The organism is Kitasatospora misakiensis (assembly GCF_042656005.1).
Classification (GTDB): domain Bacteria; phylum Actinomycetota; class Actinomycetes; order Streptomycetales; family Streptomycetaceae; genus Kitasatospora; species Kitasatospora misakiensis.
On record NZ_JBHSOF010000047.1, the window covers coordinates 16,582 to 42,679 of the forward strand.

The following is a 26,098-nucleotide window of genomic DNA, read 5'->3' on the forward strand; positions in this document are numbered from 1 at the left end:
GGTGGGTACCAGTCACCGGGGTCCGGTCACCGGCCCTGACGGAGCTTGTGCCGGTCGGCCCAGGCGGCGACGGCGCCGGCGATCTCGTGCGGCCGGTCCTCCGGGGTGTGGTGTCCGGCGACGGCGTCGTGGTGCTCGATCTCCAGGGCGGCGATGTTCCGCGCGCACCAGTCGACGAGCTCCGGGCCCATCATCACGCCCGGGCCGGGAGCGAAGGTGAGGAGCAGCTTGGGGACGTCCGGGCTGGCCGCCAGCCACCGGTCGTAGGCCCGGATCCGGGCGACGACCTCGGCGGGCTCCTCGCCCAGCGGCATCGACCGGGGCCACTGGAGCAGGGGGCGCCGGCTCTCGCGGGTGGGGTAGGGGCGGCGGTAGACGTCCAGGTCGGCCGGGGAGAGGGGGGTGGCCACGGTGCCGGGGAGCGCCTGCTCGATGAAGGCGTTCTCGTCCAGGATCATCGCCTCTCCCACCCCGGGCGTCCTGATCGCCTCGAACAGCGGGCGGCCGCCCTCGGGGAACTCCTCCCACGCCATCGGCTTGACGATGGTCTCGGTGAACGCGACGCCGCGCACGCGGTCGGGGTGCCGGGCGGCCCAGTCGAAGGCGAGGGCGCCGCCCCAGTCGTGGCCGACCAGCACCACCTCGTCGAGGCCGAGCGCGTCGAACCAGGCGTCCAGGTACCGGGCCTGGTCGGCGAAGGTGTACGCGATGTCGGGCTTGCCGGACTCACCCATGCCGATCAGGTCCGGGGCGAGCAGCCGGCCGGGGCCGCCGACGGCCGGGAGGACGTCGCGCCACAGGTGGGAGGAGGTGGGATTGCCGTGCAGGAAGACCATCGGCGTTCCGGTGTCGGGTTCCGGGTGGGCCAGTTCCCGGTGGGCCATGGTGGAGTCGAGGACGGTGGTGGTGATCAAGGCGGAAGTCCTTTCATGATGGTTCGTCAAATATGATGTGTCAGAGGCCTATTGGAAGGCCGGGGCGGTACGGGCGGCCCAGTCGGCGAAGGTGCGCGGCGCGCGGCCGAGGACGTGCTCGACGTCGGGGCCCGGCGCCTGTTCGGCGGGCAGGGGCAGGCCGAGGATGGCGAGGGTGCCCTCGACGACCGGCTCGGGCATGAACGCCAGCAGCTGCGCGCGGGCCTCCTCGCGGGTCTGCTCGACGAACCGCACGGGGGTGCCCAGGGCTTCGCCGATCGCCGCGGCCCGTTCGCGCGGGGTGACCGCGGCCGGACCGGTGAGTTCGTACGTCCGGCCCGCGTGGCCGTCCTCGCGCAGGGCCGCGGCGGCGACCTCGGCGACGTCCGCCGGGTCGACGGTGGGCAGGCCGACGTCGCCGAACGGTGCGGCGGCCGTGCGGTCGGCGCGGATCGTCCCGGCCCAGGCGAAGGCGTTCGAGTTCAGGCCGCCGGAGCGCAGGATCGTCCAGTCCAGGCCGGAGCCGCGTACGGCCTCCTCGAACAGCACCGGGTGGCGGTAGACCTCGGGTCGCGTCCCGGCGCCCTGGGAGGAGAGCAGGACGACCCGGCGCACCCCGGCCTCCCTGGCGAGGTCGAGGATTTTCACCGGCTCCTCGCCGGCGACCAGCAGGAACAGGGCGGTGGCGCCGTCCAGGGCGGTGCGCAGGCTCTGCGGGTCGGAGAGGTCGGCGAGGTCCGCCGGGACGTGCCGGACGCCGGCGGGGAGCTGCCCCGGCCGACGGGAGACGGCGGTCACCTGCTCACCGGCCCCGACCAGGGCCCGGACGAGCTCGCGGCCGACGTTTCCGGTCGCGCCCGTGACAACAATCATGAGAAACCCCTTGAGGGAAGCGGAGGTTGGGTGGTGCAGCCGAGTGAGTTAGTCGGCTGACTTAGAGGGACAGTAGTCGACGCCGCGTCAGACGTCTACAGTGAGTCAGGTGACTGACTCAAAGAGCGCCCGGCGAGCTCCGGGCAAGCGGGAACGGCTGGCCGCCGCGGCGGCGCAGGTGCTGCACGAGAAGGGGGTGGAGCAGACCACGCTGGCCGACATCGCCCGCGCGGCGGACGTTCCGGTCGGGAACGTCTACTACTACTTCAAGACCAAGAACGAGCTGGTCGAGGCCGCGATCCAGGCGCACGGGCGCAGCCTCCAGGGCCTGATCGAGCAACTCGACGCGCTCCCCACACCCCAGGAGCGGCTGAAGGCGCTGCTGGCGGGCTGGATCGGACAGCGCGAGCTGACCGCCAAGTACGGCTGCCCCACCGGCAGTCTCGCCTCGGAGCTCGACAAGCGCGCCGACGGTCTCGACGCCTCCATCGCCGAGGTCATGCGGCGGCTCGTCGACTGGGCCGCGGGCCAGTTCGCCGAGATGGGCCGCGCCGACTCCCGCGAGCTCGCGGTGGCGCTGGTCGCCGCGTACCAGGGGATCTCGCTGCTCACCAACACCCTCCGCGCGCCCGAGCTGATGGTGACCGAGGGGGAGCGGCTGGAGCGCTGGATCGACTCGCTGGCCTGACCGTCCGTTCGATCATGGATTCGATCATCGCGCTGACGATCGATCCGACTGTCGATCCGGTCGTCGATCAGGCCGTCGATCCGGCGACCTGATCGACGGCCGGCCAATGATGTCCGGAACCTGCCAAGTCGTGCGGGCGGGCCGGGAGCGGACCGTCGGACTCCGCTGACGTGCGGGAAGTTCGCGTCCCACCTGCAGAAACTCCGCGTCGGCGGAACGCGGAACGCGTCCGCGGCCGTGCTCCGGGGCGCGTTAGTGACCTTGACCGCCTTGATTCCTTGCGGCAGGATGCCGGTGGTCGGAACGCGTTGTTTAGTCGCCTGATCCCGTACCTGCACTGCTGAAATACCCGCAGAACTGCTGCTTTTGATCGCACTTGACGACAAGGGAGCTTTGTGTGAGTTCAGCGCATGACGATGCCGTGGCAATGGATAAGAAGCAGTCGCTTGCGGGCATGTTGGCACGTGCACGGGCCAAGATCACCGAAGGGCCCCGCCCACGGCAGGACCGGAACAATATCCCGCTGTCGCATTCACAGAACACCCTGTGGTTCGTCGACCGCTTACAGACCGGTATGACGACCTACAACGTCGCATTCCTGTTCCGCCTTGAGGGCGACCTCGACGTCGAAGCGCTCACCGAATCCTTCACGAGTATCGTCATGCGCCACGAGGCGCTGCGGACGTACGTTCTCGTGGAGAACGACGAGTACTTCCAGGGCATCGTCGAAAACCCGGAGATCGTGATCGAGCGGACGACCGCGGAATCCGTGGACGAGGCCGACCGGATCATGACGGAGCTGGCCGGGACGGCGCTCGACCTGACCGAGTTCCCGCTGTGGCGGGCCTTCCTGGTGCGGGTCGGCGGCGATCTCCACTACTTCGGCTTCCTCGTCCACCACATCGTCTTCGACGGCGTGTCGACATCGATCTTCTTCGAGGAGCTGGAGCAGGAGTACAACGCGCGGCGGGCCGGCGCCCTGCCCAAGATCGAGCCGCCGACCGTCCAGTTCGCCGACTTCAGCGTCTGGCAGCGCAAGCGCATGAGCGCGGGGGCCTGGCAGGAGAGCGTGGACCACTGGGCGGAGACGCTCCGCGACGTCGATGTCATGGACATCCCAGGTGATCGCCCCCTTCCGCCCGAGACGACCTACGCGGGCTCCGCCGAGCTGACCACCTGGGAGGGCCTGGCGGCCCGGGTGAACGAGCTCGCCTCCTCGCTGTCGACCACGCCGATCACGGTGTACGCGACGGCGATGGCCGCGCTCTACCACAGGTATTCGGGATCCGAGGACGTCATCTTCGGAGTGCCGACGGCCAACCGCACCGAAGTCGAATGCGAAAGGACCATCGGCTTCTTCATCAACATGCTGCCGCTGCGCTGCCGGATAGATTCCGGGGCGACGTTCCGGGAATGCCTCGTGGACGTCCAGCGCCGATTCCGGGAGGGTCAGGCGCACGGCCGGCTCCCACTTGAGGAGATCATCGCGGGAGCCGGTGTCCGGCGGGAATCCTCGCGCTCCACGCTCTTCCAGTACACGCTGACGATGAACGAATGGGCCGAGCCGCTCCGGCTCGACGGGATCACCGCGCAGGAGCGGGAGCCGGACACCCGGCACGCGAAGTTCTTCCAGTCGTGGACGGTCACGCAGAACGGCGCGGACCTCGATATCCACACCGCGTACAACACCGACATCTTCGACGCGGCGACGATCCGGACGATGCAGCGGGTGTTCGTCGGAATTCTGCGCAGGGCGATCGCCTTTCCGGATCTCAGTATCGAGCAGTCGTGGTCCCAGGACGAGGAATCCCGGGCGGCGCAGGCGATTCTCGGAAAGGGCCGGGAGACTTCGGCGCTCACCGGCAACGTCTTCACGCATTTCCGCGCGGTCGCGGACGAGCACCCGCGGCGCCTGGCGGTCAGCACGCCCGACGCCGCCCTGACCTACGGCGAGCTGCGGCAGCGCGCGGAGGCCCTCCGGGCCCACTTCGCGGCGCACGGCATCGGCGCCGGCGACCGGGTGGGCGTCGCGCTCGAACCGTCCCCCGACTTCCCCGCGACCGTTCTGGCGCTGATGGCGCTGGACGCGGTGTACGTCCCGATCGACGCGATGAACCCGCCGGGCCGGATCGCATCGATCATCACCGGTGCCGCGCCGAAGCTCGTGGTCTGCGACGCGACCACAGCCGGTGTCGCGCCCGCCCTGGAGTTCCGGCTGCCGGCGGACCTGCCGGTTGTGGAGTCGGCTGAGGCCGCGGCCGCGGGCGGGGACGCCGTCGCGTACCTGATGCACACCTCGGGCAGTACGGGGACGCCGAAGGGCGTGCTCGTCAGCCACGACAACATCCTGGCGTTCGTCGAGAACGTCCGGACGCTGTTCGAGCTCACCCCGGAGGATCGTTTCCTCGGCTACGCGTCCTGCGGCTTCGACGTGTCGGTCTTCGAGATGTTCGGCGCGCTGCTGACCGGCGCCTCGCTGCACTGCGTACCGGCCGCGACGCGCCTCGACATGGCGGGCGTCCAGCGGTTCCTGGAGGAGCACCGCATCACGGTGACCGACCTGCCGCCGTCGGTCATGAAGCTGCTCGACCCGGCTCCGCTCGCCGATCTGCGCATCGTCTTCGTCGGCGGTGAGGCGTTCTCGCACGAGCTGGTCCGGGCCTGGGGCAAGGGCCGCCGGATCTTCAACGGCTACGGCGTCACCGAGTGCACCGTCACCAGCATCGTCGAGGAACTGACCGAGCTGACGGAGCTGACCGAGTTGGCGGAGCCGTCGGCCGCCGCCGCCCTGCCCATCGGCGGGCCGATGGACAACCACCTCGCGTACGTCCTGGACGCGCGCAACGTCCCGGTACCGCAGGGCGTCATCGGCCAACTGGCCATCGGCGGCGCCGGGCTGGCGTCCGGGTACTGGAACCGGGACGAGGACAACCGGCGGCGGTTCATCCCCGATCCGGTCGGCGACGACCCCTCGGTCCGCCTCTACCTGACCGGCGACCTGGCGCGCTTCAACGGCGACGGGCGCCTGGTGTACGTCGGGCGGGCCGACAAGCAGGTCAAGATCAACGGCGTGCGCATCGAGATCGGCGAGATCGAGAGCGCCGTCCGGGCCGCCCGCGGCGTGCGCAACGTGTTCGTCCAGGTCCAGCAGGAGCAGGACCAGAAGCGGGTCGTCGCGTACTGCGCGACCGGCGGGGCGCGCGAGGTCTCCGAAACGGCCCTGCGCGAGCACTGCCGCAAGCTCCTGGTGTCCACGATGGTGCCGAGCAGGTTCGTGCTGCTGGACGAACTCCCGATCAACGCCAGCGGCAAGATCGACGAGCGCGCCCTGCCGGGTGTCGACGCCGTGGTCGAGCCGGAGCCGGCGGACCGGCTCACCGACGTCGAGCGCAAGATGATGACCCAGGCGTTCGGCCCGATCCTCGGCCGCACCGACTTCGCGAAGAACATCAGCTTCTTCGACCTGGGCGGGACGAGTCTGCAGGCCGCCCAGCTGGTGTCCAAGATCAAGAAGCTCTTCGGCACCGACATCTCGCTGGCCGCCTTCTTCGCGGACTCCAGCGTGCAGAGCCTGGCCCTGGAGGTCGAGCGCGCCCAACTGGCCCGGCTGTCCCCCGAGGAGCTCCAGCAGGCCATCGAGCAGATGTCCGAAGAGGACGTCGCCCGACTGCTGGCCGAGTGAGGACCAGGGAGATGGACCGTGACGGTGGGGGACGCGTGATGCAACGGGACGGGGAGCGCCTGAACGCCCTTCTCCGGACGAGAACGGCGGCGGCGGACGCGTCGAGCCTGATCGAGCTGAGCCGCTCGGCGGCGCCGGGCCGGACGGTCCTGTTCGCCCACCCGGTGGGTGGCAGCCTGCTGGCCTACCAGCCGCTGGTCCAGCGGCTCGCCGGCCACCGGTGCCTGGGGCTGGACGTGTCCGCGCGGGCGGTCCTCGACGGCGGGCCCGCCGGGTCGGTCCGGGAACTCGCCCGGCGGCACGTCGAGAGCTTCGGCGAGCACGGTCCACGGATCGACGTGGTCTGCGGCTGGTCGTTCGGCGGCGCGCTCGCCTGGGAGGTCGCCTGCCTGCTCGCGGAGCGCGGGGAACGCCCGGAGGTGGTGCTCATCGACTCGACCTGGGCGGGCCGGGAGGTCCCGGTGTGGACGCCGGCCGAGGCGGTGCAGGGCTTCCTGCAGGACGCGCTGCGGCTCGGCGGGCGGGACGCCGAGGTCACCGCGGACACCCCCGAGGAGGCGGCCGCCCTGCTGGACATGGATCCGGAGACCTTCACCGAGCGGCTGGGGATCTTCGCGCAGAACCGGCGGCTCGTCTGCGAGTGGCACCCCACACCGGGGGACCTCGACCTCGTCTCGGTGCGCGCGGCGGAGTCACTCGTCTCCGACTGGCAGACGGCGACCACCGGCCGGGTGCACCTCCGCGACCTGCCCGGGGACCACTACGGCCTGCTCGGGAACGCCGACAACGTCGCCGCGATCGAGCAGCTCGTCCGGGGCGACCGGCCGGCCGAGGCACCCACCTCGGCGGAACCCGAGAGCGCGGGGGAGACCGGCGAGCTCGACGAGGCCGGGCTGCACGCGGCGCTGGCCAAGCTCGTGGACACCCCGCACTGGCGCGATCTGGTGATCCGCTCCCGGCGGATGGACCCCGAGGCCATCGCCGAGGCGTACCGGGAACTCGGCCGGCGCGGACTGCTCACGCCCGACTGGCCGCGCGAGTTCGGCGGCGCGGGCCTGCCCACCCGGCTCGCCATCGAGCTGTTCGAGGGCTTCTGCTCGACCGGCCTGCCCGACCTCGTCCACGCCCTCACCGTGCAGATCGTCGGCAACTTCGTCCTCAAGTCGGGTTCGGACCGGCTGAAGCGCGAACTGCTCCCGCGCATCGCCCGCGGCGAGGAGTTCTCCACCGTCCTCTACAGCGAACCGCGCGCCGGCAGTGACCTCGCCGCGCTCCGGACCAGGGCCGAGCCGCGCGGCGACCGCTACGTGCTCAACGGCGTCAAGGTGTTCAGCATCTACAGCGACATCTCCGGGTCGGCGCTGGTCGCCGCGCGCACCGGGCAGGGCGGGCACAAGTACGACGGCATCACGCTCTTCGTCGTCGACCTCGCGGCCGAGGGCGTGACCGTCGAACTCGTCGAGACGGTGCAGCGCGAACGGATGTGCCGGGTGCGCCTCCAGGACGTCGAGGTGGAGAGTTGGCGCCGGGTGGGCGAGGAGGGCCGCGGCTGGGCGCTGCTGGACGGGGCGCTGGCCATCGAGCGCACCGGCATCGACCACGTCGTCCGGGCCGCCCGCTGGCTGAAGGCGCTGCACGCGACGATCGGCCGGCCCCGGGGCCTCGAACGCCTCGAAGGGCAGGTCGAGTGCGCCACGACGCTGGCCCGATCGGCCACCGAGGTCTTCCTGCGGGCCGACGTCAGGGCGATCGACACCGCCGTCGCCAAGCTGTACACCAGTGAGACCTGCCAGCAGGTCGGGCACGAGGTGCTCCGCCGCTGGAGCACGCTCGGCGCCCTGCCCGGGGTCGACGACCTGGTCCACGAGGAGTTGTTCTCCGGGCTGACCGAGTCGCCCGGGCTCACCCTGTCCGCCGGCACCTCGGAGATGATGCTCTCCACCGTCGCGGCGGACCTCCGGGAGGAGTACGTCCGGCGCTGCCGGGCGATCCTGCACCGCTTCGGCGGCGAACTGGTCGACACCGTCCTGGAGGTCCTCGAACCCGTGGGCGCCGGTGTCCGGGTGGAGCCGCTGTTCGCCCACTCGCCGGCCCGGCACACCGCGCTGGCGAGGACCCTGGCCGACCTCGGCTTCGACGGGATCGAGCGGCCCGAGGCGGAGGGCGGCCTCGGCCTCGGCCTCCCCGAGGGCTGCGCGATCAGCCTGAGCCTGGGGTACCTCGGGTACGAGAACGCCTACCGGCCCTGCCGGCGCGCGGACTCGGCGGCCGGGACGGGCGAGGCGGAGGCCTCCCACGGCGCCTGCGAAGCGCCGGAGTGCCGGCTGCGCCACGCGGCCCACACGCTGGGGCTCGGCATCGGGCTGTTCCGCACCGCCTGGGAACACGCCTCCAGCCGGGAGCAGTTCGGTCAGCGGCTCCTCGACTTCGACGCGCTGATGTTCCCGCTGATCCGCGGCTACGCCGAGCTGTACGCCCTGGGCGCGCGGCTCCACGAGCTCGCGGACCACGTGGCGGAGGCGGACGAGGGGGTGCTCCGCCGGTTCGAGCTGGTGGCCCAGGACGCCCTGCTGCGGGTCGTCCGGGCGGCGATGCAGGTGCTGGGCGCCCAGGGCATCACGGAGTGGTCGGTCGGCTCGCGCTACTACATGAAATGCGCGGAGAGCATCGGCTTCCTCGACCGCGGGGGCATGGTGGCGAACGAATAGACCGGACCGGCGTGCGCGTGTCGTTCGATTGTCGTCAATTCCCTGCGAAGGCGGTTCTCCGATGCGAATTTCCCTCACCGGCCCCGAATCCCCAGACCTGATGTCGTCCGACCCGATGTCGTCCGACCCGATGACGTCCGACCCGATTTCGTCCGACCTGCTGTCGTCCGACCTCTACGAGGAATCGCAGTACGCGACGCGGAACATGCATTCCGTGTGGCGGGATCTGCGCAAGAGCGACGGCCTCCAGCGGCAGCGGACCCCGGACGGCCAGGAATTCCTGGCGGCGCTGCGCCACGCGGACGTCTTCGAGGTGCTGAACGACCCCGGCACGTTCTCCTCGGCGTACAGCACCATGCTCACGGTGCGCGGCGACGGGGACGTGGCGGCCGGGGCCGCGATCCACCTCACGGACCCGCCGCTGCACCCCGAGATCAAGCGCGTCTTCACCCCGCTGATGACGGCGCAGGCCGCGCAGCGCCTGGAGCGGGGCATCACGGACCGGATGTCCGAGCTCTTCGACACGATCCGCGGCCGGGAGTCCTTCGACTTCTGCGAGGCCATGATCACCCTGCCGATGACCATCACCGGGCTGCTGATGGGCATCCCGCAGGAGCAGTGGGCCGTCACGGGCCGGGCGACGGTGCGCGCGATGGGCGGGGTGAACGCGGCGGAGTCGGAGCGCCAGCGCCGGATCGACCTCTTCGAGGCCCACACGACCATCATGTCCGTCCTCGGGAACGTCCTGGAGGACGCCCCGCCCGCCGACTCGGTGAGCGGCCGCTGCCCGGCCACGGCCGAGGTGGTGGGCGACCCGAGCCGGGACGTGCCGCTGCTGAACGCCTACGCGTTCCTGATGGGCGCCAACCCGACGGTGCCGCAGACGATCAACCAGACGCTGATCCTGCTGGCCGGCGACGAGGACCTGTGGTCGTGGTTCACCCGCCAGGAGGAGACCGACCAGCGGTTCGTCGACGAGGCGCTGCGCTGGGCGAGCCCGGTCAACCACGTGCTGCGGCGCGCCACCGCGGACACCGTGGTCGCCGGGACGGAGGTGCCGGCGGGGTCGCTGGTCTCCGCCTGGATCGCCTCGGCCAACCGCGACGAGGAGGTGTTCGCGGACCCGTTCCGGTTCGTCCCCGACCGCGCCCCCAACCGCCACCTGGCCTTCGGGCTCGGCGTGCACCGGTGCATCGGCCAGCATGTCGCCGCGATCGGTATGAAGATATTCTTCGACCTCTGGCGCAAGAACGTGCGGTCCGTGGCGCTCGACGGCGATCCCAAACACCTCATCTCGAACTTCCTGAACGGCGTAGTATGTCTGCCGCTCGCCGTGGACTGGAAATAGCCGGACCCGGCGCACAGAGAAAAAAGCACCCGCGGAAGGCAGAACGATGAGCGAATTCGTCACCACGATTGTCGGGCCGGACGACTGGCCCGCGGTCGGCGCGTTCTTCGAGCCGAAAGGCCTCGTGGAGAACTGCTGGTGCACGTATTTCCGGATGACCTCGAAGGAACGCTCCTCGTGCGGCACCGCGGCCCGCAAGGACCGGCTGCGCGACCTGGTCGAGGGCGGCGAGCGGGTGGGCATCCTCGGCTCGGTCGACGGCGCCCCCGCCGGCTGGATCGGGGTCGGCCCCCGGCTGGGCTTCCCCCGGCTGGCGAGGTCCCGCGCGGCGAAGCTGGTCAAGGGCGACGACCCGGAGCGCATCTGGTCCGTCGTCTGCCTCTACCTGACCCGCGACCACCGGCACCAGGGGCTCACCAGGGTGCTCATCGACCGGGCGGTGGAGTGGGCGCGGGACGAGAAGGCCGAACTCATCGAGGCCTACCCCGAGGACGACCGCGATCCCGAGGGCACCGTCGAACGCGGCAGCTTCCGCGGCCGGGTGACCACCTTCGAGGCCTGCGGATTCACCGTCGTGGAGCCTCGGTTGCAGAGTCGCGCATTGGTACGGAAGGACCTCCGTTGACTGATCACCAGGTGCTCGCGCTCGAACCCTTCATGAACAACCAGGCGGCGACCACCCCGGAGAACCTCGCCGACGGTCGGCTGAACGTCTGGCGCAACTCGCTCCCGGCGCAGGCCGCGCCGCTGGAGCTTCTCGTGGACGGCGTGCCGCTGCGCAGCGCCCGCCTCGACGGACGCGGACCGGACAACGTCCGCTGCGCGGGGCAGCGGATCGACGTCCCGGAGCGGCGGTGGGACTGGCTCTACGTCATCGGCTGCGGTGAGCGGCGGGTCAGGGACGACATCACCTGGCACTTCGCCGACGGCACCGTGGACCGGGACCGGTTCGCGCTCTCCGACCTGTGGGAGGGCCGCTCGGACTTCGGCGAGGAGTTGGCGCTGCGCACCGACGTCATCCACTACCCGTACCACGTGCAGGAACGCATCGGGATCACCCTCTGGTGCCAGCGCGTGCCGGTCACCTCGCGCAAGCCGCTCACCGCCATGTCGCTGCCCAGGAACCCGGCCGTCCATCTCTTCGCCATGACGCTCGTCGGCCGGCGGGTGGTCGCCGGCGCCGACGGCGATCCGCTGATACAGGGAGCCAGCCGTGAACTCAGCTAGCACGACCGGCGCGACCCACGCGCCCGACACGGCCGGCGTGACCGCGCCCGCCGTGCGGTGGAACGGCGCGACCGGGACGTACCCCCAGTGGTACGAGGACCCGTTGAGCTGCCTGCAGACCACCCTGGGCGGCATCCTGCTGGAGCACGGCCTCCGACCCGTCGAAGTACTGGGCCTCGCCTGCGAGTTCGCCTTCGCACCGGACGACGTTCCGTGCGAGGAGTTCTACCGCCCGGTGCAGAGCGCCCGCGGCGTGGCGGCCGACCTGTGCCCGTACCACGACGTCGAGTCCGCCTGGACGACCGGAGCGGACGCGGACGACCTGATCGAGCTGATCGAGCGGCACGGCAGCGTCATCGTGGCGGTGGACAACTACCACCTCCCGTTCCGCCCGGCCTTCCACGACGTGCACGCGGCGCACCTCGTCGTGGTGCCGGCCTGGCGCCGGACCTCGGACGGCGCCGTGGAGTTCTACGTCTCCGATGTGCAACCGCCGCGCTTCCAGGGCTGGTTGGCCGCCGAGCACCTGGTGGCGAGCTGGACCTCCGGTAACCCCTCCGACAGCCAGGACGTCTTCTTCTCCAGCCGGGAGATCGGCGGCCGGGTGCTGACGACGACGGTGCGCGAGCGGCCGGCGGAGCTCACGACCGGCCAGGTCGCCCGGGCGCTGCGGGGCAACCTCGACCGCTGGACCGGCGGCACAACCGGCTCCGCGGACCAAGCCGCCGCGGACCGCGTCCTGACCGGCCGGGCCGGGCTGCACCACTTCGTCGACCGGCTGGCGGAACGCTGCGGCGACCCGGCGGAACTCCGCGGCACCTACACCTTCGGGTGGGCGATGCAGGCCCAGGCCTTCCTGCACGGCCGCTTCGCCCAGGAGTTCGCGCACCGGGCGAAGCAGAGCCGGCTGCTGGAGGTGGCCGCGTCGGCGGACCGGGTCGTCTCGGCCTGGTCGAATCTCCGACTGCTCTGCGCCCACGCGGCGGAGACGGCCGGGATCACGGAACTCGTGCCGCGCCGCGGCGCCGAGCTGGTGCACGCGTACGAGCAGCTGGCTGCCGACTGGCAGCACACCCTGGCGACGGAATGGACGGACGTCTGATGAATGGCGGGTCTGTGGGCGAGCTGGCGCTCACCGGGGGCGAGCCCGTGCTGGGGTCGCTCGCGCCGGTGAACTGGCCGAGGACGACGGACGCGGACCGCGCGGCGGTGCTGTCCGTACTGGACTCCAACCTCTTCGTCTCCGACCGGACGGAGGCGACCGCGGTCGAACGGCTGGAGCGGTCCTGGGCGGAGTACCTGGGCGTGCGCCGCTGCGTCGGGGTGAGCAACGGGACGACCGCCATCGAGCTGGCGCTCCTCGCGCACGGCATCGGTCCCGGCGACGAGGTCGTGGTCCCCGCGCTGACCTTCGTCGGGACGGCGATGGCCGTGGTCCACGTCGGGGCGACCCCGGTGTACGCCGACGTCGACCCGGTCACCTTCACGATGACCGCGGACAGCCTGGCCGCCGAGATCACCGAGCGGACCAGGGCCGTCGTCCCGGTCCACCTGCACGGGCTCAGCGCCGACCTGGCCGCGATCGACGAGGTCGCCCGCCGGCACGGCTGCGTGGTGGTCGAGGACGCCGCGCAGGCCCACGGTGCCCGCTACCGGGGCGTCCCCTCCGGCGCGACCGGCAACACCGCGACGTTCAGCCTCCAGATGACCAAGAACCTCCCCACCTGCGGGGAGGGCGGCCTCGTCGTGACCGACGACGAGCGTGTCGCCGACCGGATCGTCCAGTTACGCCAGTTCGGCGAAACGATTCGCCCGGACCGTCCGCGCCGCTACGTGAGCCACCGGCTGGGCTTCAACGCCAAGCTGAGCAACGTCCAGGCGGCTTACACCTCCAGCCAGTTGGAGCGGCTCGACGAGTACCACGCGGCCCGGCGGGCCAACGTCGAGGCCTTCCTCGCCCGGCTGCGCGACCTGGACGGCCTGACCTGCCCGTCGGAGCCGGACGGGTACGAGCACGCCTGGCACATCCTGCGGTTCGTCGTCGACTTCGACCGGCTCTTCCCCGGCGTCGACACCGGAGCGGCGCGCGGCGTGCTGATGCGGGCCCTGCGCGCCGAGGGGATGCCGGTGACCAGGTACCAGATGATGCCGCTCGCCGACCAGCCGGCGCTGCGTGCCCTGGTCCGCCAGAAGCCCGACTCCTGGCCGGTCACCCAGGACGTCATCGACCGCAGCTTCACCCTCCAGCAGCGCCATCTGCCGCCGGACGCCGGACCGCTGCTCCAGAGCTTCGCCGACGCCGTCGAGAAGGTCTGGTCGCACCGGAAGGTCCTGGCGGAACTCGCGGAAGGTGCGGGCCGCTGACCGGCACCGAGCACCGGCCGACACCCGCGCAGCTGGAGGTCAGCGCCCGCGCCGTCCGCGAGCACATCGTCGACATGTGCTCCGGCCCCGAGGGCGGCCACCTGGGCGGTTCGATGTCCGCCGTGGAGATCCTGGTCGCGCTCTTCTTCCACACCATGGACGTCGACCCCGACGACCCGGAGTGGAAGCAGCGGGACGTCTTCGTGCTGAGCAAGGGGCACGCGGCGATGGCCCTGTACGCCACGCTCGCCGAGCGGGGGTTCATCACCCGCGAGGAGGTCGCCACCTTCTGCCGGCCGGGGAGCCGGCTGGCCACCCACGGCAACGTCGCCGTCCCCGGGGTCGAGTTCGCCACCGGCTCGCTCGGCCACGGGCTCGCGCTGGCCAACGGCACGGCGTGGGCGCAGCGGCAGGCCGGCGCGGCGCCGGCGCGCACCTTCGTCCTGCTCGGCGACGGCGAACTGCAGGAGGGGACGGTGTGGGAGGCGGCCCAGGTGGCCCGCGCCCTGGACGCCGAGAACCTGGTGGCGGTGATCGACGTCAACAACTTCCAGCAGACGGGGGCCGTCCGCGAGGTGAGCGACGGCGCGCCGGTCGCCGACCGCTGGGCGGGCTTCGGCTGGCGCACGGTCGAGGTGGACGGGCACGACCTGGCGGCGCTCTCCGTCGTCCTCGACGAGGCGGCCCGGACGCCGGGGCCGACGGCCGTGGTCTGCCACACGGTCAAGGCGAGGGGCGTCGGGGTCCTGGAGGGCAAGTCGTCCTCGCACTTCGTCCGGCTCGACACCGAACGGAAGCGGGCGCGCGTCCGGGCCAGCATCCGCCCGGTGACGGCTCCTTCGCCGACGGCGCCGTCCACAGCCACCGAGGGGAGGCCGGACCATGCTTGAGATCGAACCGGAGCGGGCGAGCACCCGGGGCGTCTTCGCCGACGCCCTGCCGGAACTCGCGCTCCGCCACAACGTGCTGGTGGTCGACACCGACACCGGGAGCATCAAGCCGGCCCCCGGGATGGACTACCTCAACGTCGGCATCGCGGAGAACGCGGCCGTCGGGCTCGCCGCCGGCGCCGAGCACTGCGGACGGCGCGCCCTGGTCTGCACCTTCGCGGCCTTCTCGGTGAGCCGGGCGTTCGAGTTCATCAAGCTCGACATCGCCTACCCGCGGCGCCGGGTGTGCATCGTCGGCACGCACGGCGGCGCCAGCGGGGGTTGGCTGGGGCCGACGCACCACGCCACCGAGGACCTCGCGCTGATGAACGCCCTGCCGCACATGCGGGTGGTCGTGCCGGCCGACGCGCGCCAGGCGGTGTCCCTGCTGGGGCAGTGCCTGGAGTACGACGGGCCGACCTACCTGCGGCTCGGACGCAAGGACTCGCCGGTGTTCGCGGGGCTCCCCGAGCCCGAGCTGGGCGTCCCGCAGGAGGTCCGCCCCGGCCGGGACATCGCCCTGGTCGCCACCGGCCCGGAGATCCTGGCCACGGCCCTGGAGGTCGCGCGGCGGCTCGCCGGGGCGGGGCACAGCGTGCAGGTGATCAACGTGCACACCGTCGACCCGGAGTCCGCCGGCGCCGTCGGCCGGGCGGTGGCCGCCGAGTGCCGGTGGCTGGTCACGCTGGAGGAGGCGTGGACCTCCGGCGGCATGGGCGCGCAGGTCGCGGCCGCGCTCGGGGCCCGCGGGATCCGCTGGCTGCCGATCGGCGTCGACGGCTTCCTCCCGCCCGGCACCCACGACTCCCTGCTGGAGGCCAGTGGGCTCACCCCCGAGGCGGTGCTCCACCAGGTACTGAGCTTCGTCACCCACCCGTAGTGCCCACCGAAGTGAACGCCGTACTGAACGCCGTACTGAACGCCGTACTGAACGCCGTAGTGATCGAGAGAGGACGGACGAGATGGACGCACTGTGCATCAGTTGCGACGGCCCGCTGAAGATACCGGCGGACAGCTACCAGGGAGAGATCGTGAGCTGTCCCGAGTGCGCGACGGAGCTGGAGATCCAGTCGACCGACCCGCTGGAGCTGGCCCTCGCGCCCGAGCCCGAAGAGGACTGGGGTGAATGATCGGCGCGGGACGTCGAAGCCGCTCGGGATCCTGCTGTCGACCGTCCGGTACGAGGAGCGGCGCCTGCTCTCCGAGCTGGAGCGCCGCGAGGTCCCGGTCGTCCGGCTGGACCCCCGCACCATGGCGTTCGCCCCGGAGGCCGGCCGGGCGGCGGTCGGCTGCCCCGCCGTGGGCGCGGTGGTCGCCGGGGTGGACCTGGTCGAGCGTGCGGACGGGAGCCACACGGTGCTGGAGGTGAACTCCCGGGTCGAATTCCAGGGATTCGAGCGGGCGACGGGAGTCGACGTCGCCGCACGGATCGTCGAGGCCTGGACCGCCGAGATGATCGAGGTGAAGGAAGCAGTATGAAACGCATCGCAGTGGTGGGTGGTCGGGGTTTCGTGGGGGGTGAGCTGCTGCGCCTGCTCGTCCACCATCCCGAGGTCGAGGTCGCCGCGGTGACCTCCGACACCCAGGCCGGCCGTGCCGTGGAGACCGCGCACCCGCCGCTGCGCGGGAGCGGCCTCCGGTACAGCCGGCGGGCCGACCTGGAGCCGGTCGACCTGGTCTTCCTGGCCGGGGTCCACGGGTCCACGGCGGAGATCATCGACGAGATGGCGGCGCTCGCGCCGAAGATCGTCGACCTGACCGCCGACTTCCGGATCGAGGACCAGGCGCTCATGGAGCGCTACTACGGCCGGCGCCGGACGGGGGAGCACGCCAAGGCCTTCGTCCGCGGCCTGCCCGAACTGCACCGCAAGCAGATCGTCGACGCCGACCGGGTCGCCGTCCCCGGGTGCATGGCCACCAGCGCGATCCTGAGCCTCGCGCCGCTCGCGGCCCGGGGGCTGCTCCAGGACGTCCAGGTCGACGCCCGGACCGGCAGCAGCGGCTCCGGCGCCTCCAGCGGCGACGCCAACTCCCACGCGCTGCGCAGCGGGGTCATGCGGGTGTTCGCGCCGTTCGACCACCGGCACGAGGCCGAGGTGTCCGAGGCACTCCGGGTGGACGTGTCGATGACGGTCACCGCCACGCCGCAGGTGCGCGGGGTGCAGACGCTGGCGAAGGTGGCGGTCGGGGAGCTGACCGAGCGCGAGCTGCGCGCCATGTACCGCGAGGACTACGGCACCGAGCCGTTCGTCCGGGTGGTGAACGGCCAGCGCGGGACGTACCGCTATCCGGACCCGAAGGTGCTGCTCGGCTCGAACTTCTGCGACGTCGGCATCGTCGCCGACAACCGCGGCCGGGCGCTGGTGATGGGGAGCCTGGACAACCTGGTGAAGGGGGCCGCCGGCGGCGCGGTGCAGTGCATGAACCTCATGCTCGGCCTGCCGGAGACGTACGGGCTGACCTTTCCCGGATTGCACCCGGTGTGACCGTGATGAGAATCGTGGTGAAGTGGGGCGGCAGCCTCCAGGAGAACAGCGGCGCGATCGCCGACGACATCGCCGCGCTCCGGCGCGAGCACCGCATCGTCGTGGTGCACGGCGGCTCCCGGGACATCGACGACACCATCAGGGAGTTGGGGCTGCCCCGGCGCACCCTGGAGTCCCCGGACGGCATGGTGACCAGGTACACCGACGCGCCGACCCTCACCGCCCTGATGATGGCGATGCGGGGCCGGACCCAGGCGCGGATCGTCTCCGAGCTGGGGGCACGCGGCGTCACGGCGGCGGGCCTGTCGGGCATGGACGGGGGGCTGGTCCGCACCGAACGCAAGGCGGCGATCCGCGCGGTGTTCGGGGACAGCGTCCGCGTGGTGCGCGACAACTACGCCGGCAAGGTCGTCGGCGTGGACACCACGGTCCTGGACGCGCTGCTCGCCTGCGACATCGTGCCGGTCGTCTGCCCGCCGGGCATGACGGCCGACGGGCAGCCGACCAACGTGGACGCGGACCGGATGGCCTGCGCGATCGCGGCGGCCTGGCGGGCCGACCGGCTGCTGCTCTTCACGGACACGCCGGGCGTGCTCGCCGACCGCGACGATCCCGCCTCCACCATCGCCGAGTTGAGCCGGGACGACGCCAAGAGCCTGGTGGCGGAGCTGAGCGGCGGCATGCGGATGAAGGTCGCCGCCGCGGTGGAGGCGCTGGGCAAGGGCGCCCGGGCGGTCCAGGTCTGCGACGGCCGGGTGGACGCGCCGATCGCGGCCGCCCTGCGAGGCAGCGGGACCCTCATCGGAAAGGGCCGGGAAGACTTATGACGATCCATCACCTGAGAACCCAGCCAACCGAGTTGACCGACAGTGCGGCCGTCGCGCTGCTCGCCGAGGTGGTGGCGATCCCGTCCGTCTCCGGCGGCGAGCAGAAGCTGGCGGAGCGGCTGCGGGACGTCGCGGCCGGCTTCGGCGCCCAGAGCCACCTGGACGAGGCGGGGAACGTGCACGCCCTGGTCGGGCACGGGACGCGTACGGTCATGCTGCTCAGCCACCTGGACACGGTGCCGGGCGAGGTCCCCTTCGAGCACAACGAGCGCCTGGTCCGCGGCCGGGGGGCGGTGGACGCCAAGGGGCCGTTGACGGCGATGCTCGTCGCGGCGCTCACCAGCGGGGACCTCGGCATCCGGGTCCACTGGGTGGGCGTGGTCGAGGAGGAGACGCTCTGGTCCCGGGGCGCCGAACACGTCCGGGTGACCGTGCCCGTTCCCGACGCCGTGATCGTGGGCGAGCCGAGCGGGGCGTCCTCGGTCACCGTCGGCTACAAGGGGATGGTCGAACTCGCGGTGCGCTGCGAAGTCCCGCGCACGCACACCGCGACGCCCGGGCCGAAGGCGAGCGAGACCCTGGTGCGCGCGCTCGGCCGGCTCCTCGACACCTACGGGGCGCGCGGGAACGACGCCTTCGACGAGGTGGGCATGGTCGTCAGGGACGGTCGCTTCGAGCCGTTCGCGAGCTCCTGCTCGCTGCTGTTCCGCACCCCGCCGGGGACGACGGCCGAGGGGCTGCGGCGCGAGGTCGCGTCGATCCTCGGCGAGCGGGTCGAGGTGTCGGCGGTGTACGAGGTGCCCGCCGTGACCGTCCCGCGGAGCTCCGCGTGCGTGCGGGCGCTGTCCCGGGCCATCGTCGCGGCGGGGCTGCGGCCCAGCCACAAGCGCAAGACCGGTACCAGCGACATGAACACCCTGAGCAGGACCTGGCAGGTGCCGATGGCCACCTACGGACCGGGGGACTGCCACGAGGACCACACCGACAGCGAGCACATCCTGGTCCAGGAGTACCTGGACGGCATCCGCGTCCTGCGGGCCGCCCTGGGTGAACTGGCCACGACCCTTCCGGAGGCAGCGTCATGACGGAACAGCCGAGCCTGCTGGCGCTGTGGAGCGTCCCGCGTTCGCGGTCGACCGCGTTCGAACGCGCGATGTACGAGCGCGGCGACTTCCTGGTGGTCCACGAGCCCTTCTCACGGGTGTGCGACTTCGGCGAGGCGGACGTCGCCGGCCGGAGCTGCGCCAGCCAGGAGGAGGTGATGGCGGCGCTGGTCGAGACGGCGGCCGAGCGGCCGGTCTTCTTCAAGGACACCACCGACTTCCCGTTCGACCGGCTCGGCGCGGACCTCGGCTTCCTGCGGCGGTGCCGCCATGCCGCGATGGTCCGCAACCCCCGTGACACCGTGCGCTCGCACCTCGTGATGCAGGCCGACGCGACCTCCCCGGCGATGGGGTTCGGGCACCTGTGGGACGTCGTCGAGACGGTGACCGCCGTGGGGCTGCCGATGCATCTGGTCGACGGCGACCGGCTGGCCGGCGGCGCCGCGGCGGAGATGCGGCGGTACTGCGCGGCGATGGGGATCGAGTTCATCGCCGAGGCGCTGGCCTTCAAGCAGGAGCCGCCGGCCAGTTGGAAGGCCACCGAGCGCTGGCACGCGGCGGCCGGCGAGTCCCGGGCGCTGGGCGCCGCCCCGGCCGGGCGGAAGCAGCTGTCCGAGGCCCTGGAGCGGACCGCGCTGGCCTTCGAGCGGGACCAACTGCCGTACTACGAGCGGATCACGGCGGCGCTGGGCGGGGGCGGGGTGCCGGATCCCGCACGGCCGGCCGGTTGATCCGGTCGACCCGGTCGGTCGGACCGATTCGGTTGGTCGGACCGATCTGACCGATCCTCACAACCGCCGGGCGGAGCACTGCTCGGAACACTAGGTTGTCATGGGCGCCGCATCCCGACGACCCAGGACAAACCGGACCCGCAAGGACGACAGAGGAGCGGACATGACGTTGGGCCCTGGCTTCACCAGGCTGTGGTGGTCGCAGGGGTTGTCGAACCTGGGCGACGGCCTGGTGCTGGCGGCCGTACCCCTCCTCGCGGTGGAGATGACCCGTGACCCGCTGCTGGTCGCGGGCATCACGGTGGCGCAGTTCCTGCCCTGGCTGATCTTCACCCTGCCGTCCGGGGCCCTCGCCGACCGCATCGACCGACGCCTCATCATGGTGTGGGGCAACGCGATCCGCGCCGTCGGCTTCGGTCTGCTCGTCCTGACGCTGGCGGCCGACCTGCACGCCATCGTGCTGCTCTACCTCGCCGTCTTCCTGGCCGGCACGGCCGAGACCCTGGTGGACAACGCGGCCCTGACGGTGCCGCCGAGGCTGGTCGAGCGCGCCGACCTGGAGCGGGCCAACGGGCGGCTGTTCGCCACCCAGTCGGCGATCAACAACTTCGTCGGACCGACGGCCGGCGCCGCCCTGTTCGCGCTGTCGGCGATCATGGTGTTCACCTCCACGGCGGGCCTCTTCGCACTCGCCGCCCTGGCCGCGATCACCCTGCCCCGGATGCGCCCCACCGCGAGCGACACCAGCGGCGGCAAGCACTCGGCGGGCGACGTCGTCCGCAGCATCCGGGCCGGCTGGTCCTACTTCTGGGAGCACCGGCTGCTGCGGCGGGTCGCGTTCATCTCCGGCTCGATCAACCTGTTCTCCTCCGCCACCGCCGGTCTGCTCGTGCTGCTGGCGACCGGCCCGCTGGGCGTCTCCAAGTCCTGGTACGGCGTCTTCATCGCGGTGCCGGCCGTGGGCGCCGTCATCGGCTCGCTGATCGCGGCGCGGGTGGTGCCGGCCATCGGCGGGGGACCGGTCACCTGGCTCGCCGCGCTGGTGCCCGCCGCCAGCTACGTCGTCCTCGGTCTCAGCGGGAGCATCGTCCTCTCCGAGATCGTCATGTTCCTCGCCGCCATCTCCACGGCCCTCAACCAGATCGTGGTGAGCACGCTCCGCCAGGCCGCCGTCCCCGACGAGCTGCTCGGCCGGGTCACCGCCGCCTACCGCCTGATCGTCCTCGGCGCCGTACCGGTCGGCGCGCTGGTCGGTGGCGGGCTGGGGCGGTGGCTGGGCCCGGAGGACGCCTTCGTGGTGTGCGGGGTCGGTCTCGCGCTCGCCGCGGTCGTCTTCGCCTCGCGGGTGACGACGCGGGCCCTGCGCGAGGCCGAGCGGGACGTCCGGCCCGCCACCACCGTCGAGCAGATCTCCTGAGGAGTTCTGCACCGGCCGAAAGACACGCCCCAGCTGAGAACAGGAGTCCCGTGACCGAGAACCGTGATGTCGTGTGCAAGGCCGAGTACGAGCAGCCGGCCGACGAGCTGGAGGAGCAGGTCGCCGCCGTCATGGCCGAGGTGCTGGGCGTCGACCAGGTCGGCCGGCGCGACAGCTTCTACGACTTCGGCGGCACCTCGCTGGCGGCCATCCGGATCTGTGCCCGGATCGAGCGCCGGCTCGGCTTCCAGGTCGACCCGGCCTGGCTGCTGGAGTACGACGAACTGGCCGACTTCGCCGAGCAGATCCGGCTCGGTGCGGAATGACCGGGGCCACCAACCCGCCGCCGCTGCGGACCGTGCACGCCGCGGTGGCCGAGTGCGCCGACCGGGCACCGCACGACCTCGCGCTCGTCCAGGGCGAGGAGCGCGTCGACTACCGGACCCTCACCGCGGCGGCCCGGGTCCTGGCGGGCCGGCTCACCGCCTGGGGCGTCCGGCCGGGGGACATCGTGCCCCTGCTGCTGCCGCGCGGCGCCCAGCTGATCGCCCTCCAGCTCGGCGTGCTGATGAGCGGCGCGGCGTACGCCACCCTCGACCCGCGCTGGCCGGCGAGCCGCATCGCCGCGATCCTGGACCAGCTCGACGACCCGGTCGTCGTCGGCCGGCCCGGCGGCGAGCCGCTCGGCGTCACCCGGACGCTCGCCCCCTCGCCGCTGTCCGCGCTCGCGGACGCTGGGGCTGACAGTGCGGCAGGCCTGTTCGCGCCGGTGCCGGCCGACCCGGAGGACCTGGCCACGGTGTTCTTCACCTCCGGCAGCACTGGCGTCCCCAAGGGCGTGCTCATCCCGCACCGCGCGGTCACCCGGATGTTCGGCCCGGGCGGGCTGGACGGCTTCGGACCGGGGCACCTCACCGCGCAGGTCGCGCCCGGCGCCTGGGACATGTACGCCTTCGAGCTGTGGGGCCAGCTGACCACCGGCGGCGCCTGCGTCGTCGTCGAAGAGAACCACCTGATGCCCAGCCGGCTGCGCACCCTGGTCGCCGAGCAGGGCGTCGACACGCTCTGGCTGACCACCTCGCTGTTCAACCTGATCGTCGACGAGGACCCGGACGCGTTCGAGGGCCTGGAGACGCTCTACGTCGGCGGCGAGAAGCAGTCCCCCCGGCATGTCGCGAGGTTCCTGGAGCGCTTCCCCGAGCTGCCGATCTGGAACGGCTTCGGCCCGGCCGAGAACTGCATGCTGACGGCCGTGCACCGGATGACGCCGGCCGACGACGCCGCGCCCGCCGGCATCCCGGTGGGCCGGCCGGTCCCCAACACGGCGGTGGTCCTGCTGCGCGAGGACGGCTCGCCCGCGGCGCCCGGCGAACGCGGTGAGATCGTCGCGCTCGGCCCCGGCGTCGCCCGCGGGTACCTGAACAACGAGACGCTGACGCGCGAACGGTTCCCGACCCTGGAGATCGCCGGGGAGCGGCAGCGCGCCCTGCGGACCGGCGACCTCGGCATGCTCGACGAGCACGGGATCCTGCACTACCACGGCCGCCGCGACCGGCAGATCAAGCTCAGCGGCAACCGGATCGAACTCGGCGACATCGAGGCCGCCGCGGCCGCGATCCCGGAGATCCGGGCCTGCGCCGCCGTCGCCCGGACCGACGAGGGCGGCACGGTCGACCACGTCGCCCTGGTCTACACCCTGGCCGACGGCGCCGAACTCGCCCCGCGGGACGTCCGCAAGCGGCTCACCACCCGGCTCCCCGCGTACGCCGTGCCCGGCCGGTTCGAGCAGCTGGACGACCTGCCGCGGCGCGACAACGGCAAGGTCGACCTGCAGGCTCTGGAGAGGCGCCCCGGCTGATGCGCGAACTCCCGCAGACCTCCGAACTCCCGCAGGCCCTCGAATTCCCGCAGACCTTCGAACAGGAGGCGCTCTGGATCGCCGACCAGTTCATGGCGGATCCCTCGCCCTTCCTGGAGACCTGGGCCCAGCACATCACCGGTCCGCTCGACGTCCCGGCGCTGGAGCGCGCCCTGGCCGCCCTGGTCGAACGGCACGCCGTACTCCGCACCCGCTTCACGCTCGGCGACGACGGCCCGGTGCAGAGCGTCGACCCGGCCGGCACCGTACCGCTGGAGCGCCTCCCGTGGCCCGGCGGCGACCTGCACGACACCCTGCGACGGGCCGGGCAGCGGCCGCTCGACCTGAGCGTGTCGCCCGCTCGGCTGACCCTCTACGACCGCGCGCCGGGCGAGTACGTGCTGCTGCTGCAGATCCACCACGTCGCCGTCGACGACGCCTCGCTGGTGCTGCTCGACCAGGAGCTGTCCGCCCTCTACACCGAGCAGGCCGGCGGCGCCCCGGCGAAGCTCCCCCCGCCGGGGCTCACGCTCGGCGAGCACGCCGTCCGGGCCCGGGCGGCCGGGATCGCCCCGGCGGACCTCGCCTTCTGGGCCGAGTTCCTGGACGGGGCGCCCGCGCTCACCCACCTGCCGCCCCGGCCGCGCCCGCTCGCCGCCCGGCGGGGCTCCGCCTGCGACACGGTGCGCGCCACCGTCCCCGCCGACCTGGGGGACGCCCTCCGCACGGCGGCCCGCGCGCTGCGCACCACCCCGCACGTGCTGATGAGCACCTGCATGGCGGTCACCGCCGCGGCGGTCAACGGCGAGGACGTGGTGATCGGCAGCCCGGTCTCCCGCCGCGGCGCGCCGGACCTCGACGAGGTCTTCGGTTGCCTGACCGACCTCCTGCCGGTGCGCTACCGCGTCCCCGCCGACGCCACCTTCTCCACGGTGTGCGCCGCCGCGAAGCGCGCCTCACTGAGCGTGCTCCGGCACCGAAATGTGCCCTACGCCCGGCTCGGCGGCGGCGTCACCCGCACCCGGGGCGTGCTGTCCGGCGCGCACCTGGGCCGCATCTGCCTCGTCCTCGACCAGTCGCCGAGCCGGCTGGAGCTGCCCGGGCTGCGCTGCGAGCGGGTGCACGTCGGGGGAGCCTCGGCCAAGTTCGACTGGCTCCAGTACGTCGTCGCGGACGGCCGCGGCTGGGACGTCCGGGCCGACTACGCCCTCGACTTCTTCACCGCCGACGAAGCGGCGCTCGTGCTGCGGCAGTGGCTGACCGCGCTGGCGGCGGCCGCCGACGACCCCGATGTGCCGGTGCGCGCGCTGTTCGACCGGCTGGCCGCGATCGCCTGAGGGCACTGAGACCACTGAGAGCACTGAGAGCACTGAGCACTGAGACCACGCCGGACCCCCAGAAACCTCCGGACCCCCCAGAAAGAGAGCGACACGCCGATGGAAACGGAGTTGCGGACCAGCCAGGCAGCGCGCGCGTGCGAGTGCGGTGCGACGGTGTGGCTGACCGGCCTGCCCAGCTCGGGAAAGACCACGATCGCCCACGCCGTGGCCGGTCGCCTGCGGGACGAGGGCCGCCGGGTGGAGGTGCTCGACGGGGACGAGTTCCGCCTGACCCTCTCCTCGGGCCTCGGCTTCAGCCGCGCGGACCGCCACACGAACGTGCAGCGCATCGGACTGGTCGCGGAGGTGCTGGCGCGCAACGGTGTGCTGGTGCTCGTCCCGGCCATCGCCCCGTACGCGGACAGCCGGCAGGCGGTGCGGGAACGCCACGACGGCTCCCACACGCCCTACCTGGAGATCCACGTCGCCACACCCCCGAGCACCTGCGCCGAGCGCGATGTGAAGGGCCTGTACGCCCGGCAGGCCGCCGGGGAGATCACCGGACTGACCGGCGTCGACGACCCCTACGAGGCTCCCGAGGCGCCCGACCTGCGCATCCCCGCGCACGAGCAGTCGGTCGCCGAATCCGCGTCCGCGCTGCTGAGCCTGCTGGTGGAAAGGCGTCTGATATGAACTCCCACCCCGTCGACCTGGTCGCGGACCACTCCGCCGCCCTCAGCCACCTGGACGCCCTGGAGTCCGAGTCGGTGCACATCTTCCGCGAGGTGGCGGGCGAGTTCGAGCGGCCGGTGATCCTCTTCTCCGGCGGCAAGGACTCCATCGTCATGCTGCACCTGGCCCTCAAGGCCTTCGCCCCGGCGCCGGTGCCGTTCGCGCTGCTGCATGTGGACACCGGGCACAACTTCCCCGAGGTCCTCGACTACCGCGACCGGGTGGTGGCCGAACGCGGCCTGCGCCTGCACGTCGCCTCCGTGCAGGAGTACATCGACGACGGCCGGTTGCGCGAGCGCCCCGACGGCACCCGCAACCCGCTGCAGACGGTGCCGCTGCTCGACGCCATCGAGTCCCACAGGTTCGACGCGGTGTTCGGCGGTGGGCGGCGCGACGAGGAGAAGGCACGGGCCAAGGAGCGGGTGTTCTCGCTGCGCGACGAGTTCTCCCAGTGGGACCCGCGCCGCCAGCGCCCCGAACTCTGGCAGCTGTACAACGGCCGCCACGCCCCCGGGGAGCACGTCCGGGTCTTCCCGCTCTCCAACTGGACCGAGCTGGACGTCTGGCAGTACATCGCCCGCGAGAAGATCGAACTCCCCGCGATCTACTACGCCCACGAGCGGCCCGTCTTCCGGCGCAGCGGCATGTGGCTGACCGCCGGCGACTGGGGCGGTCCGCGCGAGGACGAGCCGGTCGAGGTCCGGCTGATCCGCTACCGGACCGTGGGCGACATGTCGTGCACCGGCGCGGTCGACTCCGACGCGACGAGCATCGAGGCCGTCATCGCCGAGATCGCCGCCTCCCGCCTCACCGAGCGCGGCGCCACCCGGGCCGACGACAAGCTCTCCGAGGCCGCGATGGAAGACCGCAAGCGCGAAGGGTACTTCTAGAG

General features: G+C 72.1%; 24 protein-coding genes. 22 read left to right on the forward strand and 2 right to left on the reverse strand.

The window, feature by feature from the left end; all coding sequences use genetic code 11:
• Positions 1-26: 26 nt before the first annotated feature.
• Positions 27-914 (reverse strand): haloalkane dehalogenase, encoded by an 888-nt coding sequence (locus ACFP3U_RS28410; protein WP_380228571.1) that lies wholly within the window; start codon positions 912-914, stop codon positions 27-29.
• A gap of 48 nt (positions 915-962) precedes the next feature.
• Positions 963-1,787: an SDR family oxidoreductase gene (locus ACFP3U_RS28415; RefSeq protein ID WP_380228572.1), complete on the reverse strand. Its 825-nt coding sequence runs from the start codon at positions 1,785-1,787 to the stop codon at positions 963-965.
• A gap of 109 nt (positions 1,788-1,896) precedes the next feature.
• On the opposite strand from ACFP3U_RS28415, the gene ACFP3U_RS28420 reads away from it, so the two are divergent.
• From ACFP3U_RS28420 to cysD, 22 genes are all read left to right on the forward strand, one after another.
• Positions 1,897-2,475: a TetR/AcrR family transcriptional regulator gene (locus ACFP3U_RS28420; RefSeq protein ID WP_380228573.1), complete on the forward strand. Its 579-nt coding sequence runs from the start codon at positions 1,897-1,899 to the stop codon at positions 2,473-2,475.
• 454 nt (positions 2,476-2,929) lie between these two features.
• Entirely contained in the window at positions 2,930-6,157 is a 3,228-nt protein-coding gene (locus ACFP3U_RS28425; RefSeq protein ID WP_380228616.1) for a non-ribosomal peptide synthetase, read from the forward strand.
• 38 nt (positions 6,158-6,195) lie between these two features.
• The gene (locus ACFP3U_RS28430) at positions 6,196-8,865 is read left to right on the forward strand and encodes an acyl-CoA dehydrogenase family protein (RefSeq protein WP_380228617.1); all 2,670 of its coding nucleotides are present in this window, start codon (positions 6,196-6,198) and stop codon (positions 8,863-8,865) included.
• 61 nt (positions 8,866-8,926) lie between these two features.
• On the forward strand, positions 8,927-10,213 hold the full coding sequence (locus ACFP3U_RS28435) for a cytochrome P450 (protein ID WP_380228574.1): 1,287 nt from the start codon (positions 8,927-8,929) through the stop codon (positions 10,211-10,213).
• Positions 10,214-10,259: 46 nt separating this feature from the next.
• The gene (locus tag ACFP3U_RS28440; RefSeq protein ID WP_380228575.1) at positions 10,260-10,838 is read left to right on the forward strand and encodes a GNAT family N-acetyltransferase; all 579 of its coding nucleotides are present in this window, start codon (positions 10,260-10,262) and stop codon (positions 10,836-10,838) included.
• Positions 10,835-11,440 carry a hypothetical protein gene (locus ACFP3U_RS28445; RefSeq protein ID WP_380228576.1) on the forward strand — a complete coding sequence of 202 codons (606 nt, stop codon included), beginning with the start codon at positions 10,835-10,837 and terminating at the stop codon, positions 11,438-11,440. The genes ACFP3U_RS28440 and ACFP3U_RS28445 overlap by 4 nt, the downstream gene beginning before the upstream one ends.
• Positions 11,427-12,542: a BtrH N-terminal domain-containing protein gene (locus ACFP3U_RS28450; RefSeq protein ID WP_380228577.1), complete on the forward strand. Its 1,116-nt coding sequence runs from the start codon at positions 11,427-11,429 to the stop codon at positions 12,540-12,542. Before ACFP3U_RS28445 ends, ACFP3U_RS28450 begins: the two co-directional genes overlap by 14 nt.
• Positions 12,542-13,804: a DegT/DnrJ/EryC1/StrS family aminotransferase gene (locus ACFP3U_RS28455; RefSeq protein ID WP_380228578.1), complete on the forward strand. Its 1,263-nt coding sequence runs from the start codon at positions 12,542-12,544 to the stop codon at positions 13,802-13,804. The genes ACFP3U_RS28450 and ACFP3U_RS28455 overlap by 1 nt, the downstream gene beginning before the upstream one ends.
• A gap of 32 nt (positions 13,805-13,836) precedes the next feature.
• Entirely contained in the window at positions 13,837-14,694 is an 858-nt protein-coding gene (locus ACFP3U_RS28460; RefSeq protein ID WP_380228618.1) for a transketolase, read from the forward strand.
• Positions 14,687-15,613, forward strand: a complete 927-nt coding sequence (locus ACFP3U_RS28465; protein ID WP_380228579.1) for a transketolase family protein — start codon at positions 14,687-14,689, stop codon at positions 15,611-15,613. Before ACFP3U_RS28460 ends, ACFP3U_RS28465 begins: the two co-directional genes overlap by 8 nt.
• An 82-nt stretch (positions 15,614-15,695) precedes the next feature.
• A complete protein-coding gene (locus ACFP3U_RS28470; protein WP_380228580.1) occupies positions 15,696-15,863 on the forward strand; it encodes a lysine biosynthesis protein LysW in 168 nt (55 codons plus the stop codon).
• The gene (locus ACFP3U_RS28475; protein ID WP_380228581.1) at positions 15,856-16,212 is read left to right on the forward strand and encodes a hypothetical protein; all 357 of its coding nucleotides are present in this window, start codon (positions 15,856-15,858) and stop codon (positions 16,210-16,212) included. Before ACFP3U_RS28470 ends, ACFP3U_RS28475 begins: the two co-directional genes overlap by 8 nt.
• Complete coding sequence (gene argC, locus ACFP3U_RS28480) at positions 16,209-17,219, forward strand: N-acetyl-gamma-glutamyl-phosphate reductase (RefSeq protein WP_380228582.1); 1,011 nt, start codon at positions 16,209-16,211, stop codon at positions 17,217-17,219. Before ACFP3U_RS28475 ends, argC begins: the two co-directional genes overlap by 4 nt.
• 5 nt (positions 17,220-17,224) lie before the next feature.
• Positions 17,225-18,046: a [LysW]-aminoadipate kinase gene (locus ACFP3U_RS28485; RefSeq protein ID WP_380228619.1), complete on the forward strand. Its 822-nt coding sequence runs from the start codon at positions 17,225-17,227 to the stop codon at positions 18,044-18,046.
• A gap of 32 nt (positions 18,047-18,078) precedes the next feature.
• Positions 18,079-19,131: a M20/M25/M40 family metallo-hydrolase gene (locus ACFP3U_RS28490; protein WP_380228583.1), complete on the forward strand. Its 1,053-nt coding sequence runs from the start codon at positions 18,079-18,081 to the stop codon at positions 19,129-19,131.
• A complete protein-coding gene (locus ACFP3U_RS28495) occupies positions 19,128-19,880 on the forward strand; it encodes a sulfotransferase-like domain-containing protein (protein WP_380228584.1) in 753 nt (250 codons plus the stop codon). Before ACFP3U_RS28490 ends, ACFP3U_RS28495 begins: the two co-directional genes overlap by 4 nt.
• 163 nt (positions 19,881-20,043) lie before the next feature.
• The gene (locus ACFP3U_RS28500) at positions 20,044-21,297 is read left to right on the forward strand and encodes an MFS transporter (RefSeq protein WP_380228585.1); all 1,254 of its coding nucleotides are present in this window, start codon (positions 20,044-20,046) and stop codon (positions 21,295-21,297) included.
• 50 nt (positions 21,298-21,347) lie between these two features.
• The gene (locus tag ACFP3U_RS28505; RefSeq protein WP_380228586.1) at positions 21,348-21,623 is read left to right on the forward strand and encodes a phosphopantetheine-binding protein; all 276 of its coding nucleotides are present in this window, start codon (positions 21,348-21,350) and stop codon (positions 21,621-21,623) included.
• Positions 21,620-23,155: an amino acid adenylation domain-containing protein gene (locus tag ACFP3U_RS28510; protein WP_380228587.1), complete on the forward strand. Its 1,536-nt coding sequence runs from the start codon at positions 21,620-21,622 to the stop codon at positions 23,153-23,155. Before ACFP3U_RS28505 ends, ACFP3U_RS28510 begins: the two co-directional genes overlap by 4 nt.
• Complete coding sequence (locus ACFP3U_RS28515) at positions 23,155-24,492, forward strand: condensation domain-containing protein (RefSeq protein ID WP_380228588.1); 1,338 nt, start codon at positions 23,155-23,157, stop codon at positions 24,490-24,492. Before ACFP3U_RS28510 ends, ACFP3U_RS28515 begins: the two co-directional genes overlap by 1 nt.
• A 99-nt stretch (positions 24,493-24,591) precedes the next feature.
• Positions 24,592-25,167, forward strand: a complete 576-nt coding sequence (gene cysC, locus ACFP3U_RS28520; protein WP_380228589.1) for an adenylyl-sulfate kinase — start codon at positions 24,592-24,594, stop codon at positions 25,165-25,167.
• Complete coding sequence (gene cysD / locus ACFP3U_RS28525; RefSeq protein WP_380228590.1) at positions 25,164-26,096, forward strand: sulfate adenylyltransferase subunit CysD; 933 nt, start codon at positions 25,164-25,166, stop codon at positions 26,094-26,096. The genes cysC and cysD overlap by 4 nt, the downstream gene beginning before the upstream one ends.
• Positions 26,097-26,098: the final 2 nt, after the last annotated feature.